Raw genomic sequence first — 15,988 nt, 5'->3', positions numbered from 1 at the left:
TGGGTAACGGCGGGCACGGCAGCGCGCACCCGGTCCGGCGGCAGTAGAAAGTGAGGAAATCAGGCCGGCTTGAGCCAGCTCTCGGTCAGTGCGCCCCAGTACGCGGCACCGGTCAGCAGGATGTCGTCGTTGAAGTCATACGCGGGGTTGTGGACCATCGGCCGCGACACGCCATTGCCGATGAACAGGTAGGCGCCGGGGCAACGTTGCAGCATCCAGGCGAAGTCTTCGCTGCCCATGAGTTTGGGGGTATTGCCATCGACCGCATCGGCACCGACCAGATCAACGCCGACTTTCCTGGCGAATTCGGTTTCGGCTGCATGGTTGACCAGCACCGGGTAGGCCGGACGATGTTCGATGCGCGAACTGCAACCGAAACTCCGGGCCTGGGATTCGATGATTGCGCGCACGCGTTCGAGGGTCTGCTCGCGCACTTGGGCATTCAGTGCCCGCAAGCTCAGGCGCAGGATCGCCTGTTGTGGAATGACGTTGGCCGCCTCCCCCGCCTGCAACGCGCCCACCGTGACCACCGCCGCCTGTTGCGCATCGATGTTGCGCGCGACCACGGTCTGCAGGGCCATGACCACGCTGGCCGCCGCCACCAGCGGATCGACCGCCAGATGCGGCATCGAACCGTGGCCGCCGACACCTTCGATGGTCACGTTAAGCAAATCCTGCGAGGCCATCATCGGCCCCTCACGAAAACCCAAATGACCGGCGGGTAACCCCGGCATGTTGTGCATGCCGAACAGCGCATCGCAGGGGAAACGTTCGAGCAGGCCATCGGCAAGCATCGCTTCGGCACCGCCCTGGCCCTCTTCGGCAGGCTGGAAAATCAACGTCAGGGTGCCGTCGAACTGGCGTGTCGCCGCCAGGTAGCGCGCCGCGCCCAGCAGCATCGTGGTGTGGCCGTCATGCCCACAGGCGTGCATGCACCCCTGATGCTGGCTGCTGTAGGTTGCACCGGTGTTCTCGATGATCGGCAGTGCGTCCATGTCCGCCCGCAAACCGAGTCTGCGCGGGCTACTGCCATTACGCAGCACGCCTACTACACCGGTCTTGCCGATGCCGGTGTGCACCTCGTAGCCCCAATCTGCCAGCGATTTGGCCACCAGCGCCGAGGTGCGGTTTTCCTCGAAGCCGAGTTCCGGGTGGGCGTGGATGTCCTGGCGGGTGGCGTGCAGATCGCTGGCCACGTCGTTGAGCCAGGCAAGGATGTGCTGATATCGGGTCATGACGATTGTCCTCGGGCCGGGTGTAGTCCCGTTCTTGTTGTTCGCAGTGATTTCGCGACACGTCAAAGGCAGGTCGCGCTCACCGCCAGATAACCGCGAGTCGCGCGCCAGGACAATCGAATGTGGTTCCACAGAGTGGAACATGAAGGGATATCAGGGCTGCAAGCGGCAGCCCTGGCGCTCGCTGACCCACACCGCGCCGTTGCTGCGGCCCATGCCGCTGACCGTGACATGCTTGCCGGCCGGGTCATCGGTAAAGCCGCTGGCGGGCAGCCACTGTTTCACATAACCGTGGCAGTACTCGGTGTCATTGTTCATCACGTAGCGGCACGAACAGTATTCCTTGGCGGTGTAGGCGCTGATGATGTCGGGGAACGCCCACAGCGCCACCCGCTCGTGCCAGATCCAGCCGAGCAAGGCGATCAGCAGGCTCAGCAACAGGGAACTGACCGGTCGACGGCGTATGAAACCGGTCATGGCTGCACCTTCCCGGCAAAGGCCTTGAGCGCGAGGCTGAGCAATTCGTTGTGCCGATAACTGCCGTCGCGGTCATCGCCGTAGCGGACGATCACCAGCTGCTCACTGGGGATCACATACATCGCCTGCCCCCAATGCCCCAGTGCAGCGAAGGTATCGGCGGGGGCATCGGGCCAGGGTTGTGCCGCGCCCTCAACCGCTCGATTGAGCCACCACTGGCCGCCGGGGACGGCATCGTCTTCGTGGGCATGATAGTGAGCGAATGGCTCGCGGTTGAACGCCACCCAGTCCTTGGGGAGCAGTTGTTTTTCTCCCCAACGCCCCTCCCGGGCCATCAACAGACCGACCCGGGCCAGATCCCGAGCCGTCAGGTAGGCATAGGACGACGCGACGAACGTGCCGGTGGCATCGGTTTCCCAAACGACGCGGCGAATGCCCAGCGGTTCGAACACTGCAGTCCATGGATAGTCGGGATAGCGGTCGGGGCCGACGATGGTTTTCAGCGCGGCGGACAACAGGTTGCTGTCGCCGCTGGAGTAGCGGAATACCTGACCCGGCGCGGCGTACGCAGCATGCGCCGCAGTGAACGCGGCCATGTCGTGGTGCCCGCGGGTGTAGAGCATGGCCACCACCGAAGATTTCAGCGGGGCGTACTCGTAGTCTTCTTGCCAGTCCAGGCCCGAGGCCCAGTGCAGCAAGTCGGCCATGGTCATGTCGGGATGCTTTTGCAGGGGCGGATAAAACTTCGCCACCGGGTCGCCGAGTTTGAACAAGCCTTCGCCATAGGCCGCCCCGAGGACGGCGGCCATCAGGCTCTTGCTGATCGACCAGGTCAGGTGCGGCGTCTCGGCCGTCGTCGGGCCGGCATAGCGTTCGTAGAGCAACTGGCCGTCGCGGATCACCAGCAAGGCATCGGTGCGAATGCCCTGGCGAGTGCCGTCATCGCGGGACGGGAAGGCGTAGGCCTCCAAAGCTTGAAGCGCCGGACCGGTCGGCGTCGGGGCGGTCGGCCATTGCTCGGCGGGCCAGTACTCGGCCCGGGCCGTGAAGCTGAGCAACAGCAGGAAAATCAGGGACAAGCCTTGGGGCATGGCGGGGGCTCACAGGGAATAACCGGGTCAGCCTAGCCCAATTAAATGACACTCACGCGACCCTCGCAGGAGCTGCCGAAGGCTGCGATCTTTTGATCTTGCTTTAAAAACAAAGTCAAAAGATCGCAGCCTTCGGCAGCTCCTACAAGGATCGTCAAAGGCCTGCCAGTGCCTTGGCCAACCGCTTGCCCCTCGCCCCCGCGGCCAGATCCATCACCGCTTGATCGCGCTGCCACATCGCCGCCCAATCCGGGGCCCCACCGGCCAGGGCCTCATTCACCTCAGTCTTGAGCGCGTCAAACTGCGCGAACAACCCGCCAAGCACCACATGCCCGGCCAGACTGGTCGGTGGCTGGCGGCTGGTTTCCGCGCACCCTGCCAACAGCCCCAGCAGACGCAATTGCAAGGATTGCGGCCAGGCACAGTCCTGACCGACCCCATGCAGCCACGCCGTCATGGCACTCAGTACATAGATGTCTTCCAGCGTGCGGAACGGTTTGACGTACGCATCCCAGCCGTCCCCGGCGAGCAATTCGCACAAGGCATTATCCAGAAACAAGCGGCCGTGGCTGATGTCCGGCATCAACGGGATCGGCGCCAGTTTTTCCACCCGCACGCCCGGCTCATCGCGATAGATCACCGCCAGGCTCAAGCGCGGGTCGGCACCGGGCTCCTCGCTGCGTGCCGCCACCAGCAACCAGTCGGCGGCATCGCCGGCGGTGACGAAATCCTTGCGTCCGTTCAGGCGCAAACCGCTCAGGCGGGTCTGCATGTCGGCCGGGCGCAGGCTGCGCTGTTCGGTGGCGCACAACGCGCCGAGGCTCAGTGGCGCGCTCGGCCAGAGCATGCGCAATGCCGCTTGATACCCCACCAGAAACGCCAGCCCCGGCGTCGCCATCCGCCGCCCGCCCAGCACGGCCAATTCAAACGGCGTGACCGTGCCCAACTGCTGCAACAAGGTCGCGAAACCTTCGGCCAGGTCCGGGTTGGCGGGCAAGCGATCACGGCGGTTCAACAGGGTTTGCCAGGGCATAAGAGGCTCCTTGAGGGCTGTCATATAAGCATCACCAAAGCTTAATGGCGATGACACCGGGGCTACATAGCCTGACTTTGCACAACACGGCTAGACAAAGAAAGTCGATTCGCTGTAGCCCAAAGACGGGTGAGCAGCCCGCACGGAGATTCGCCATGACTCAGATCGCCCGTATCAGCGACACCGCCAACGAACGCCGCCTGCAAGCCGAACGCCTGGTGGGCGCCGAGGCGCTGCAGGAAGCCCAGGCCTTGCGTTTCAACGTGTTCAGCGGCGAATTCAACGCCAAGCTCAAGGGCGCTGAACTGGGTCTGGACATGGATGACTACGACGTCCACTGCGCCCACATCGGCGTGCGCGACTTGAACACCGGGCGCCTGGTGGCGACCACCCGCTTGCTCGACCACACGGCTGCCAGCAGCCTGGGCAAATTCTACAGCGAAGAAGAATTCAGCCTCCACGGCCTGGTGCACCTGCAAGGCCCGATCCTGGAAATCGGTCGTACCTGCGTCGACCCGGCCTACCGCAACGGCGGCACCATCGCCGTGCTCTGGGGCGAACTGGCCGAAGTCCTGAACCAGGGCGGCTACAGCTACCTGATGGGTTGCGCGAGCATTCCGATGCAGGATGGCGGCGTGCAGGCCCATGCGATCATGCAGCGTCTGCGCGAACGCTACCTGTGCACCGAACACCTGCGCGCCGAGCCGAAAAACCCGCTGCCAAGCCTGGACATCCCGTCCAACGTGATTGCCGAAATGCCCCCCCTGCTCAAGGCCTACATGCGCCTGGGCGCGAAGATCTGCGGCGAGCCGTGCTGGGACGAAGACTTCCAGGTCGCCGACGTGTTCATCCTGCTCAAGCGCGACGAACTCTGCCCGCGCTACGCCAAACACTTCAAGGCGGCTGTGTAATGAGCCGGTTGCGGGTGTACGCGCGAATCGCGCGAGTGCTGATGGTGGTGACGCTGGGCCTGGGCATGGCCAGTGTGTTTGGCGTATTCGAACGCCTGGGCCTGGCCCATTCGATGGCGCGTCGTCAGCGCTGGTCGCGATTTTTCATGGCCCGCCTGGGCAACGCCCTGCCCTTTGACGTGACCGTCCACGGCGAACTGCCGAAGACACCGATGCTCTGGGTCAGCAACCATGTGTCCTGGACCGACATTCCGCTGCTGGGCATGCTCACGCCGCTGTCGTTCCTGTCCAAGGCCGAAGTGCGCACCTGGCCGGTGGCCGGCTGGTTGGCGGCCAAGGCCGGCAGCCTGTTCATCCGTCGCGGCTCGGGTGACAGCCAGTTGATCCGCAAGCAGATGACCCGCCATCTGGAACAAGCCTACCCACTGCTGATGTTCCCGGAAGGCACCACCACCGATGGCCGTGCGCTGCGCACCTTCCATGGTCGCCTGCTGTCCGCCGCCATCGACTCCGAAGTGGCGCTGCAGCCGGTGGCGATCCGTTATGTGCGTGACGGCGAGCCTTGCGCGCTGGCGCCATTCATTGGCGACGATGATCTGCTGTCGCACCTGATGCGCCTGTTCGCCAATGACCGTGGCGGCGTGGAAATTCATCTGCTCAAGCCAATTGCTTGTGAAGGTCGGGAGCGCGCGGCACTGGCGTTCGAGGCGCAGCAGGCGGTGCAGAAGGCGTTGTTTGGTGAAGTGGCGAAACCGGCAGAACCACGGCGCACTGGCGAACTGATCGCCGCCTGATAGAAAAAGATCGCAGCCTTCGGCAGCTCCTGCACCGATCTCTGTAGGAGCTGCCGAAGGCTGCGATCTTTTGATTTGACTACATCCGCTGCTGCGCAAAATCCTGCAACTGCGGATAGAACAACCGAAAGTCCTCGCTCAACGGTTCATACAACTGCCGCAACTCCTGCATCGCCGCCGCCAGTTCCTCTGGCCGGGTCAGGCGCCGCGAGATTCCGCGCAACACCTGCTCCAGCACTTCGAATTCCTGATACGAGCCCAACCAGTCATTGGCCACCATGTGCGGCGCAATCTTCGCCAGCCGCTCCGGCAGCTGCCGCTCGCTGGACAGCACGCGGTACACGTCCGAAGTGAACAGTTCCAGCGGCCGGTCGGCGTACAGCCTCCAGTCCCGCGCCAGGCAATGGTCGAAAAACACGTCGAGCACGATCCCCGCATAGCGACGACGGGTCAGGGAGAAACGCGACAACGCGACATCCACAAGAGGATGGCGATCGGTGAACACGTCGATGCTGCGGTGTAACTGGATAGCCCCTTCGATGTCCGGAGCGAACTGCCCTTGCAGGCGTCCCTTGACGAAATCGCCATACAGACTGCCGAGCAATTGGCCGGGACGCTGGCCACCGAGGTGAAGATGTGCGAGATAGTTCATGGGCGCAGCTTAGCACTGCCCCCTTGTCTTGTTACACTCAACGTATCGTTATAACTCGATATACCGAAATGTGAGTTGGTCAGAGCCAAATCATATTTGTATATCGCGAAATACCGATTTAAAGTTCGCCTCATCGCGATATAGCGTTTTAAACATCACGAGCCCACATCATGACCATCAATCTCGACGAAATAATAAAAGCCCTGGCACACCCAGTACGGCGAGAAATCCTGCACTGGCTCAAGGACCCGACCGTCGAATTTCCCGACCAGTCCCACAGCAACGAGCACGGCGTTTGCGCCGGGCAGATCGATCAACGTTGCGGCCTGTCGCAGTCCACGGTGTCGGCACACCTGGCGACCCTGCAACGCGCCGGCCTGATCAGCAGCCGCAAAGTCGGCCAGTGGCATTTTTTCAAACGCAATGAGGAAACCATTCAGGAGTTCCTCAAAACCTTCAGTAAAGAGCTCTGACCCTGTGGGGGCGTTCTCAATTGATTTTCACATAACGCCGGGAAAACCAATTGAGAACGCCCCCAAGTCAGTCAGCCGAAAAGGAATCAGACATGCCCCTCTCGCTACTCATCCTGGCCTTGAGTGCCTTCGCCATCGGCACCACCGAGTTCGTCATCATGGGCCTGCTGCCCAACGTGGCGGCTGACCTCGGTGTGTCGATTCCCGGTGCCGGCTGGCTGGTGACCGGTTACGCCCTGGGCGTGGCCATCGGCGCGCCGTTCATGGCGCTGGCCACCGCCAGGCTGCCGCGCAAGGCCGCCCTGGTGGCGTTGATGGGCATCTTCATTATCGGCAACCTGCTCTGCGCAGTGGCCGGCGACTACAACGTGCTGATGTTTGCCCGTGTGGTCACCGCCCTGTGCCACGGTGCCTTCTTCGGCATCGGTTCGGTGGTGGCTGCCGGCCTGGTGCCTGCGAACAAGCGTGCCTCGGCCGTGGCCCTGATGTTCACCGGCCTGACCCTGGCCAACGTCCTCGGCGTACCGCTGGGCACCGCCCTCGGCCAGGAAGCCGGCTGGCGTTCGACCTTCTGGGCCGTGACCGTGATCGGTGTGATTGCGCTGATCGGTCTGATCCGCTTCCTGCCGGCCAAGCGCGATGAAGAAAAACTCGACATGCGCGCCGAACTGGCTGCACTCAAGGGCGCTGGCATCTGGCTGTCCCTGAGCATGACGGCACTGTTCGCCGCCTCGGTGTTCACCCTGTTCACCTACGTCGCGCCACTGCTGGGCGAAGTCACTGGCGTCTCGCCCCGTGGCGTGACCTGGACCCTGATGCTCATCGGCCTGGGCCTGACAGTGGGCAACATCATCGGCGGCAAGCTGGCCGATAAAGGCATGGCCGCGACCCTGATCGGTGTGTTCGTGACCATGGCCGTGGTGTCCACCGTGCTGACCTGGACCAGCGTCGCCCTGATCCCGACCGAAATCACCCTGTTCCTCTGGGCCACTGCGTGCTTCGCCGCCGTACCGGCGCTGCAAGTGAACGTGGTGACGTTCGGCAAAGCCGCACCGAACCTGGTGTCGACCCTGAACATCGGCGCTTTCAACATCGGCAACGCCCTGGGCGCCTGGGTCGGCGGCAGTGTGATCGCCCATGGCTTCGGCCTGACCAGCGTGCCGCTCGCCGCAGCCGTACTGGCGGTACTCGCCCTGCTGGTGACCCTGATTACTTTCCGCCAGAGCGGCAATCCCGATCTGGCACCTGCTACCCACTAATCACCTGAAACCTCACGAGGGTTGTACTTCATGACGACTATTTTCGATCCAATCAAACTGGGCGACCTCGAGTTGGCCAACCGCATCATCATGGCGCCCCTGACCCGCTGCCGCGCCGACGAAGGCCGCGTACCCAACGCGCTGATGGCCGAGTACTACGTGCAGCGTGCGTCCGCCGGGCTGATCCTCAGCGAGGCGACTTCGGTGACACCGATGGGCGTCGGCTACCCGGATACCCCGGGCATCTGGTCCAACGATCAGGTACGTGGCTGGTCCAACGTGACCAAGGCCATCCATGGCGCGGGCGGCAAGATCTTCCTGCAGTTGTGGCACGTGGGTCGCATTTCCCACGGCTTGTACCTGAACGATGAAGCCCCGGTCGCCCCGAGTGCCATCCAGCCCAAGGGCCACGTCAGCCTGGTTCGTCCGCTGGCCGACTTCCCTGTTCCGCGCGCCCTGGAAACCGCTGAAATCGCCGACATCGTCGACGCTTACCGCGTCGGTGCCGAGAACGCCAAGGCCGCCGGCTTCGACGGTGTGGAAATCCACGCCGCCAACGGCTACCTGCTCGACCAGTTCCTGCAAAGCAGCACCAACCAGCGCACCGACAACTATGGCGGCTCCCTGGAAAACCGCGCCCGCCTGCTGTTGGAAGTGACTGACGCCGCCATCGAAGTCTGGGGCGCCGGCCGTGTAGGTGTGCACCTGTCGCCACGCGCCGACCTGCATGACATGGGCGACGACAACCTGGCCGAAACCTTCACCTACGTTGCTAGCGAACTGGGCAAGCGTGGCATCGCCTTCATCTGCTCGCGCGAGAAAGAAGGTGCCGACAGCCTCGGCCCACAACTCAAGGAAGCCTTCGGCGGCCCTTACATTGCCAACGAGCGTTTCACCAAGGACAGCGCCAACGCGTTGCTCGCCAGCGGCAAGGCCGATGCAGTTGCCTTCGGCGTCCCCTTCATCGCCAACCCGGACCTGCCGGCACGCTTGAAGGCCGACGCACCGCTTAACGAAGCGCGCCCGGAGCTGTTCTATGCCCAGGGTCCGGTTGGTTACATCGACTATCCGACGCTGTAAGCGGCAGCCATTGAAACGCAAAAGCCCCGACTCGAAAGAGCCGGGGCTTTTTTGTACCTGATGGTTCAACACTATCCACTGTGGGAGCGGCGGTGCGGCGATCCGACTTGCCCGCTCCCACAAGGTCTGGATAGGTTTCTCACCATCTCGACACAAATTCCCTACAAAATACTGAGCTTGCTACCTGTCATCGCGCCAAGGGTGCGTATATAAAAGCACCCCATTAATAAACATCGCGCGCTGACACACGTGGGCCCGATTACGAATTTTGTTTCATTTGCGCAGGCTGGGGCTCAAGCGCAGCATGTCCAGCCCGGTATCGACCCATCGTTCGGCTTCGGTGTGCAATTCAAAACTGTCGGGGGCCAGCAACCACTGGTACAGGATGCCATCAATGTATGCATGCAAGCTGATCGCGGCGCGAGCGGTGTCGAGGTTTTCCGGCAACTGCCCTCGATTGACGGCATTGCTCAGGGCCAGACCGATTCGCACGTTGCATTCGAGGCTGGCTGACACACGCTGCTGGCGCAGGTCGCACATTTCATCGGTGAATTCGCACTTATGAAAAAGAATCTCATTGATACGTCGGGTTTTCGGGTCCAGCGCAATTTGATGAAACAAATGAATCAACAGCTTGCGCATGCAGCCCAGGGGATCGAGTTCGTCTTCACTCTCGCTGGCCTTGGCCATTTCTTCCAGCGGCTCATGCAAGGTGTCGAGCATGGCCTGCACCAGGTCCGCCTTGTTGCTGAAATGCCAGTAAATGGCCCCACGAGTGACGCCGGCCAGGGTGGCGATGTCCGCCAGGGTCGTACGCGCCACGCCTCGCTCGTAAAAGGCCTTTTCGGCCGCCACGAGAATTTGCGCGCGGGTTTCCTGAGCTTCCTCTTTGGTACGACGGACCATGGCAGTACAACCTCAATCAGGGTGCTTCAGCGATGTCTGAATATCAGCTGAATAAAAGTGGGGCGAACGTTCTGGGGGTTCGTCCCCGGCCTACAATTCCAACCTTTCAACGGCTTGTGTAACGGCTTCTGTAACGACGTGGATACGCAGCCCGGGTATTTACAAACAGCCATGTACGTAAGTATATTACTTAGCAAGCTACTTATCCACTCGGCAACCATATTTCAACCTTCCACCTTTCTAGTGCGCACGTTGCGCGCCTGACCCGAGGATTTTCATGCAATTCAAGCCAGCTGTTACCGCTCTGGTCGCCGCCGTCGCCCTGGCATCGCTGCTCAGCGGATGCAAAAAGGAAGAGGCAGCACCGGCCGCCCCACCCCCTCAGGTCGGCGTCGTGACTCTGCAACCGCAATCATTCACCCTGACCTCCGATCTGCCCGGCCGTACCAGTGCGTTCCGCATTGCCGAAGTCCGTCCTCAGGTCAACGGCATCATTCTCAAGCGCCTGTTCAAGGAAGGCAGCGACGTCAAGGCCGGCCAGCAGCTCTATCAGATCGATCCGTCGGTCTATGAAGCGACATTGAAAAGCGCCGAAGCCAACCTGCGCTCGACCAAATCGATTTCCGACCGCTACAAGCAACTGGTCGACGAGCAGGCTGTAAGCCGTCAGGAATACGACACCGCCGTGGCCAACCGCCTGCAATCGGAAGCCGCACTGCAAACCGCACAGATCAACGTGCGCTACACCAAGGTCTATGCCCCGCTGACCGGCCGCATCGGCCGCTCCTCGGTGACCGAAGGCGCGCTGGTCAGCAATGCCCAGGTTGATGCGATGGCGGTGATTCAGCAAATCGACCCAATCTACGTCGACGTGACGCAGTCTTCGGTCGAGCTGTTGCAGCTGCGCCGCGAGCTGGAAAGCGGTCGCCTGCAAAAAGCCGGCGACAACGCGGCCTCGGTCAAGCTGACCCTGGAAGACGGCAGCGATTACAAGCTGGACGGCAAGCTGGAATTCTCCGAAATCTCGGTTGACCAGACCACCGGCTCCGTCACCCTGCGCGCCATTTTCCCGAACCCTGACCACACCCTTCTGCCTGGCATGTTCGTGCACGCCAAGTTGCTGGCCGGTGTGAACAGCGCGGCGATCCTGGCCCCGCAGCAAGGCGTGACCCGCGACCTCAAGGGCACCCCGACCGCTCTGGTTGTCGGCCCGGACAACAAGGTCGAACTGCGTCAACTCAAGGCCAACCGCACCGTCGGCAACCAGTGGCTGATCGAAGACGGCCTGAAGGCCGGCGATCGCCTGATCACCGAAGGTCTGCAATTCGTCAAACCCGGCATCGAAGTCAAGGCCAGTGAAGCGACCAACGTAGCCGTAAAGAGCCCGGCCCCCGCTCAGACAGCTGATAAAGCCTCTGGCGGAAAAGGGGAGTAAACCATGTCGAGATTTTTTATCGACCGTCCGATTTTCGCCTGGGTAATTGCCCTGGTGATCATGTTGGTCGGGGCACTATCGATCCTGCGGTTACCGATCAACCAGTACCCGAGCATTGCGCCTCCGGCGATCGCCATTTCCGTGACTTACCCGGGTGCTTCGGCACAAACGGTACAGGACACCGTGGTTCAGGTGATCGAGCAACAGCTCAACGGTATCGACAATCTGCGTTATGTCTCGTCGGAAAGTAACTCCGACGGCACCATGACCATTACCGCGACCTTCGAGCAAGGCACCAACTCCGACACCGCACAGGTTCAGGTGCAGAACAAGCTGAACCTGGCCACCCCGCTGCTGCCGCAGGAAGTGCAACAGCAAGGTATCCGCGTCACCAAGGCGGTGAAGAACTTCCTGCTGGTGATCGGCGTGGTGTCGCGTGACGGCAGCATGACCAAGGACGACTTGTCCAACTACATCGTGTCGAACATGCAAGACCCGATTTCGCGGACCGCGGGTGTCGGCGACTTCCAGGTGTTCGGTTCGCAGTACGCCATGCGTATCTGGCTCGACCCGGCCAAGTTGAACAAATACAACCTGACCCCGATCGACGTAAAAACCGCCATCGCGGCGCAAAACGTCCAGGTCTCGTCCGGTCAGCTCGGCGGCCTGCCTGCCCTGCCCGGCACCCAGTTGAACGCGACGATCATCGGCAAGACCCGCCTGCAGACCGCGGAGCAATTCGACAAGATCCTGCTCAAGGTCAACAAGGACGGCTCCCAGGTTCGCCTCAAAGATGTTGCCGAAGTCGGTCTGGGTGGCGAGAACTACAGCATCAACGCCCAGTTCAACGGCGCCCCGGCTTCCGGCCTGGCGGTGAAACTGGCCACCGGTGCCAACGCGCTCGATACCGCCAAGGCCCTGCGCGCGACCATCGACAGCCTCAAGCCCTTCTTCCCGCAAGGGATGGAAGTGGTGTTCCCGTACGACACCACGCCGGTGGTGACCGAGTCGATCAAAGGTGTGGTTCACACCCTGGTCGAAGCGATCGCGCTGGTGTTCCTGGTGATGTTCCTGTTCCTGCAAAACTTCCGCGCCACCGTGATCACCACGATGACCGTGCCGGTGGTATTGCTCGGTACATTCGGGATCCTCGCGGCCGCCGGTTTCAGCATCAACACCCTGACCATGTTCGGTATGGTGCTGGCCATCGGCTTGCTGGTGGACGACGCCATCGTCGTGGTGGAAAACGTCGAACGGGTGATGAGCGAAGAAGGCCTGTCACCGAAAGAAGCCACCAAGAAGTCCATGGGTCAGATCCAGGGCGCACTGGTCGGTATCGCCCTGGTGTTGTCGGCGGTTCTGCTGCCAATGGCGTTCTTCAGCGGTTCCACCGGTGTGATCTACAAGCAGTTCTCGATCACCATCGTTTCGGCCATGGCCCTGTCGGTACTGGTTGCGTTGATCTTCACCCCGGCGCTCTGCGCCACCATGCTCAAGCCGATTCCGAAAGGCGAGCACGGCGTACCCAAGCGTGGTTTCTTTGGCTGGTTCAACCGCAATTTCGACCGCGGCGTTCGCGGCTACGAACGCGGTGTAGGCAATATCCTGCAGCGCAAGATCCCGTACCTGCTGGCGTACCTGCTGATCGTGGTGGGCATGATCTGGCTGTTCACCCGCATTCCGACGGCGTTCCTGCCGGAAGAAGACCAGGGTGTACTGTTCGCCCAGGTGCAAACCCCGGCCGGCTCCACAGCCCAGCGTACCCAGGTGGTCGTGGATGAAATGCGTGAATTCCTGCTGCGCCCGGGCAAGGATGGCGGCGAAGGCGATGCGGTGAACTCGGTGTTTACCGTGACAGGTTTCAACTTCGCCGGCCGTGGCCAGAGTTCGGGTATGGCGTTCATCATGCTGCGTCCGTGGGACGAACGTAACGCCGACAACAACGTGTTCAAGGTGGCGGCCCGTGCCCAGCAGCACTTCTTCACCTTCCGCGATGCCATGGTGTTCGCCTTTGCACCACCGGCGGTACTGGAGTTGGGTAACGCCACCGGTTTCGACGTGTTCCTGCAGGACCGCGCCGGTATCGGTCACGAAAAACTGATGGAAGCGCGCAATCAGTTCCTTGGCATGGCCGCACAAAGCAAGATCCTGTCTCAGGTGCGTCCGAACGGCCTGAACGACGAACCGCAATACCAACTGGAAATCGATGACGAGAAGGCCAGTGCCCTGGGCATTACCATCGCCGACATCAACAACACCCTGTCGATTGCCCTGGGCAGTAGCTACGTCAACGACTTCATCGACCGTGGTCGGGTGAAGAAGGTTTACGTGCAAGGCCAGCCAGGCTCTCGAATGGGCCCTGAAGACTTGCAGAAGTGGTACGTGCGCAACGCCCAGGGAACCATGGTGCCGTTCTCGGCATTCGCCAAAGGCGAGTGGATCTACGGTTCGCCGAAACTGGCCCGTTACAACGGCGTGGAAGCGATGGAAATCCTCGGCGCCCCGGCACCGGGTTACTCCACCGGCGAAGCCATGCTCGAAGTCGAAGCCATTGCCAAGAAATTGCCAGCTGGTGTCGGTATTTCCTGGACCGGCCTGTCGTACGAGGAACGTCTGTCCGGCTCGCAAGCGCCGGCGCTGTACGCCCTGTCGCTGCTGATGGTGTTCCTGTGCCTGGCGGCGCTGTATGAAAGCTGGTCGATTCCGATCGCGGTGATGTTGGTGGTACCGCTGGGGATCATCGGTGCACTGATGGCCACCAGCCTGCGCGGTTTGTCCAACGACGTGTATTTCCAGGTAGGCCTGTTGACGACTATCGGCCTGGCGGCGAAAAACGCCATTCTGATTGTCGAATTTGCAAAGGAACTGCACGAACAGGGGCGTAGCCTGCGCGACGCGGCAATCGAAGCCTGCCGCATGCGTCTGCGACCGATCATCATGACCTCCCTCGCCTTCGTTCTGGGTGTGGTACCACTGGCGATATCCACGGGCGCAGGTTCGGGTAGCCAGCATGCAATCGGTACCGGCGTGATCGGCGGTATGATCACGGCCACTGTGCTGGCGATCTTCTGGGTCCCGCTGTTCTTCGTCACCGTGTCGTCCATTGGCCAGCGTAAGATTGCCGACCCGGATGACGCTACTGAAACTCCTAAAGAGGCTGGCTAATGAGCAAGTCGCTACTCTCCCTGGCAGTCGCCGCCTTCGTGCTCGGTGGCTGCTCGCTGATACCAGATTATCAGCAGCCTGAAGCACCGGTGGCGGGGCAATACCCGCAGGGCCCGGCGTATTCGCCGGCCCAGGCACCGGCGCAAACGGCAGCCGAGCAGGGCTGGAAGCAGTTTTTCCACGACCCGGCGCTGCAACAGCTGATCCAGGTCGCCCTGGAAAACAACCGTGACCTGCGTGTCGCGGCCCTGAACATCGACGCCTTTGCGGCTCAGTACCGCATCTCCCGCGCCGACCTGTTCCCGGCCGTTTCGGCCAACGGCACCGGCAGCCGTCAGCGCCTTCCGGCTAACGCGTCGCAGACCGGCGAAGCCGGCATCACCAGTTCCTACTCCGCAACGGTTGGCGTCAACGCCTACGAACTCGACCTGTTCGGCCGGGTTCGCAGCCTGAACGAGGAAGCGTTGCAGAAGTACTTCGCCACCGAAGAAGGCCGGCGCAGCACGCAGCTCAGCCTGGTGGCCAGCGTCGCCAACGCCTACCTGACCTGGCAGGCCGACAAGGAACTGCTGAAAGTCACCCAGGACACCCTCGCCGCGTTCGAGGAGAGCTACAAGCTCACCGCGCGCAGCAACGAAGTGGGGGTCGCCTCGGCCCTGGACCTGGCGCAGTCGCGGACCTCGGTGGAGAACGCCCGTGCGCAACTGGCCCGTTACACCCGCCAGGTCGCCCAGGATGAAAACAGCCTGGTACTGCTGTTGGGTACCGGCGTCCCGGCCAACCTGCCAGCGGCCAAACCGTTGAACGACGATCTGTTGGCCGAAGTACCGGCCGGCCTACCGTCGGACTTGCTGCAACGTCGTCCGGACATCCTCCAGGCCGAGCACAACCTCAAGGCGGCCAACGCCAACATCGGCGCGGCACGGGCAGCGTTCTTCCCGAGCATCAGCCTGACCGCCAACGCCGGGACCCTGAGCCCGGACCTGTCCGGCCTGTTCAAGGGCGGTTCGGGTACCTGGCTGTTCCAGCCGCAGATCAACCTGCCGATCTTCAACGCCGGCAGCCTGCGCGCCAGCCTGGATTACTCGAAGATCCAGAAAGACATTGGTGTGGCGAACTACGAGAAGTCCATTCAAACGGCCTTCCAGGAAGTCGCCGACGGCCTGGCCGCACGCGGGACCTACACCGATCAGGTACAGGCACAGCGTAATCTGGTCAGCGCCAACCAGGACTACTACCGCCTGGCCGAGCGTCGTTATCGCATCGGTGTCGACAGCAACCTGACGTTCCTCGATGCCCAGCGTCAGCTGTTCAACTCCGAACAGAATCTGATTACCGATCGCCTGGCGCAACTGATCAGTCAGGTCAACCTGTACAAGGCACTGGGTGGTGGCTGGAACGAACAGACGGCGAAGAACGAGCCGTTGAAGGAAGAAGCGCCGAAGATGAAGTATTTCTGATTAATTAGCGCCAAAAA

The 15,988-nt window shown here is 61.8% G+C and carries 14 protein-coding genes; 8 read left to right on the top strand and 6 right to left on the bottom strand.

The window, feature by feature from the left end; all coding sequences use genetic code 11:
• Nucleotides 1-59: 59 nt before the first annotated feature.
• From KW846_RS23265 to KW846_RS23250, 4 genes are all read right to left on the bottom strand, one after another.
• Entirely contained in the window at nucleotides 60-1,235 is a 1,176-nt protein-coding gene (locus tag KW846_RS23265; protein ID WP_218485613.1) for a M20 aminoacylase family protein, read from the bottom strand.
• Between the two features lie 153 nt (nucleotides 1,236-1,388).
• Nucleotides 1,389-1,712 (bottom strand): amidase, encoded by a 324-nt coding sequence (locus tag KW846_RS23260; protein WP_218485610.1) that lies wholly within the window; start codon nucleotides 1,710-1,712, stop codon nucleotides 1,389-1,391.
• The gene (locus tag KW846_RS23255; protein ID WP_218485607.1) at nucleotides 1,709-2,803 is read right to left on the bottom strand and encodes a serine hydrolase; all 1,095 of its coding nucleotides are present in this window, start codon (nucleotides 2,801-2,803) and stop codon (nucleotides 1,709-1,711) included. Before KW846_RS23255 ends, KW846_RS23260 begins: the two co-directional genes overlap by 4 nt.
• A 154-nt stretch (nucleotides 2,804-2,957) precedes the next feature.
• On the bottom strand, nucleotides 2,958-3,836 hold the full coding sequence (locus KW846_RS23250) for an acyl-CoA dehydrogenase family protein (RefSeq protein ID WP_218485605.1): 879 nt from the start codon (nucleotides 3,834-3,836) through the stop codon (nucleotides 2,958-2,960).
• Nucleotides 3,837-3,991: 155 nt separating this feature from the next.
• Here KW846_RS23250 and olsB point away from each other — a divergent pair, with 155 nt between their 5' ends.
• Entirely contained in the window at nucleotides 3,992-4,747 is a 756-nt protein-coding gene (gene olsB, locus KW846_RS23245) for an L-ornithine N(alpha)-acyltransferase (protein WP_007976720.1), read from the top strand.
• Nucleotides 4,747-5,541: a lysophospholipid acyltransferase family protein gene (locus KW846_RS23240; protein ID WP_218485603.1), complete on the top strand. Its 795-nt coding sequence runs from the start codon at nucleotides 4,747-4,749 to the stop codon at nucleotides 5,539-5,541. Before olsB ends, KW846_RS23240 begins: the two co-directional genes overlap by 1 nt.
• A gap of 79 nt (nucleotides 5,542-5,620) precedes the next feature.
• On the opposite strand, the gene KW846_RS23235 is transcribed toward KW846_RS23240, so the two are convergent.
• Nucleotides 5,621-6,193 (bottom strand): ACP phosphodiesterase, encoded by a 573-nt coding sequence (locus KW846_RS23235; RefSeq protein ID WP_218485601.1) that lies wholly within the window; start codon nucleotides 6,191-6,193, stop codon nucleotides 5,621-5,623.
• A 170-nt stretch (nucleotides 6,194-6,363) separates the two neighbouring features.
• Here KW846_RS23235 and KW846_RS23230 point away from each other — a divergent pair, with 170 nt between their 5' ends.
• The 3 genes from KW846_RS23230 to KW846_RS23220 all read left to right on the top strand — a co-directional run bounded on the left by KW846_RS23230 (nucleotide 6,364) and on the right by KW846_RS23220 (nucleotide 9,005).
• Entirely contained in the window at nucleotides 6,364-6,666 is a 303-nt protein-coding gene (locus KW846_RS23230; protein WP_007983055.1) for a helix-turn-helix transcriptional regulator, read from the top strand.
• A 92-nt stretch (nucleotides 6,667-6,758) separates the two neighbouring features.
• A complete protein-coding gene (locus tag KW846_RS23225) occupies nucleotides 6,759-7,925 on the top strand; it encodes an MFS transporter (protein WP_007976713.1) in 1,167 nt (388 codons plus the stop codon).
• Between the two features lie 30 nt (nucleotides 7,926-7,955).
• Nucleotides 7,956-9,005 carry an alkene reductase gene (locus tag KW846_RS23220; protein ID WP_218485599.1) on the top strand — a complete coding sequence of 350 codons (1,050 nt, stop codon included), beginning with the start codon at nucleotides 7,956-7,958 and terminating at the stop codon, nucleotides 9,003-9,005.
• A 273-nt stretch (nucleotides 9,006-9,278) separates the two neighbouring features.
• Here KW846_RS23220 and emhR read toward each other — a convergent pair whose 3' ends face one another.
• Nucleotides 9,279-9,911 carry an efflux system transcriptional repressor EmhR gene (emhR, locus tag KW846_RS23215; protein WP_015093857.1) on the bottom strand — a complete coding sequence of 211 codons (633 nt, stop codon included), beginning with the start codon at nucleotides 9,909-9,911 and terminating at the stop codon, nucleotides 9,279-9,281.
• Nucleotides 9,912-10,188: 277 nt separating this feature from the next.
• Between emhR and KW846_RS23210 the strand changes: the two genes are divergently transcribed.
• The 3 genes from KW846_RS23210 to emhC are packed head-to-tail and all read left to right on the top strand — an operon-like array spanning nucleotide 10,189 to nucleotide 15,971.
• Complete coding sequence (locus KW846_RS23210) at nucleotides 10,189-11,346, top strand: efflux RND transporter periplasmic adaptor subunit (protein WP_218485597.1); 1,158 nt, start codon at nucleotides 10,189-10,191, stop codon at nucleotides 11,344-11,346.
• 3 nt (nucleotides 11,347-11,349) lie between these two features.
• Nucleotides 11,350-14,511 (top strand): efflux RND transporter permease subunit EmhB, encoded by a 3,162-nt coding sequence (gene emhB / locus KW846_RS23205; protein ID WP_218485596.1) that lies wholly within the window; start codon nucleotides 11,350-11,352, stop codon nucleotides 14,509-14,511.
• Entirely contained in the window at nucleotides 14,511-15,971 is a 1,461-nt protein-coding gene (emhC, locus tag KW846_RS23200; protein ID WP_218485594.1) for an efflux RND transporter outer membrane subunit EmhC, read from the top strand. The genes emhB and emhC overlap by 1 nt, the downstream gene beginning before the upstream one ends.
• The last annotated feature ends 17 nt before the right edge of the window (nucleotides 15,972-15,988 follow it).

Origin of the sequence: Pseudomonas sp. PDM32, from assembly GCF_019219225.1 — a bacterium.
Lineage (GTDB): Bacteria > Pseudomonadota > Gammaproteobacteria > Pseudomonadales > Pseudomonadaceae > Aquipseudomonas > Aquipseudomonas laurylsulfatiphila.
The sequence above is the reverse complement of the archived record's forward strand: the minus strand, read 5'-3'. Positions and strand labels throughout refer to the sequence as shown.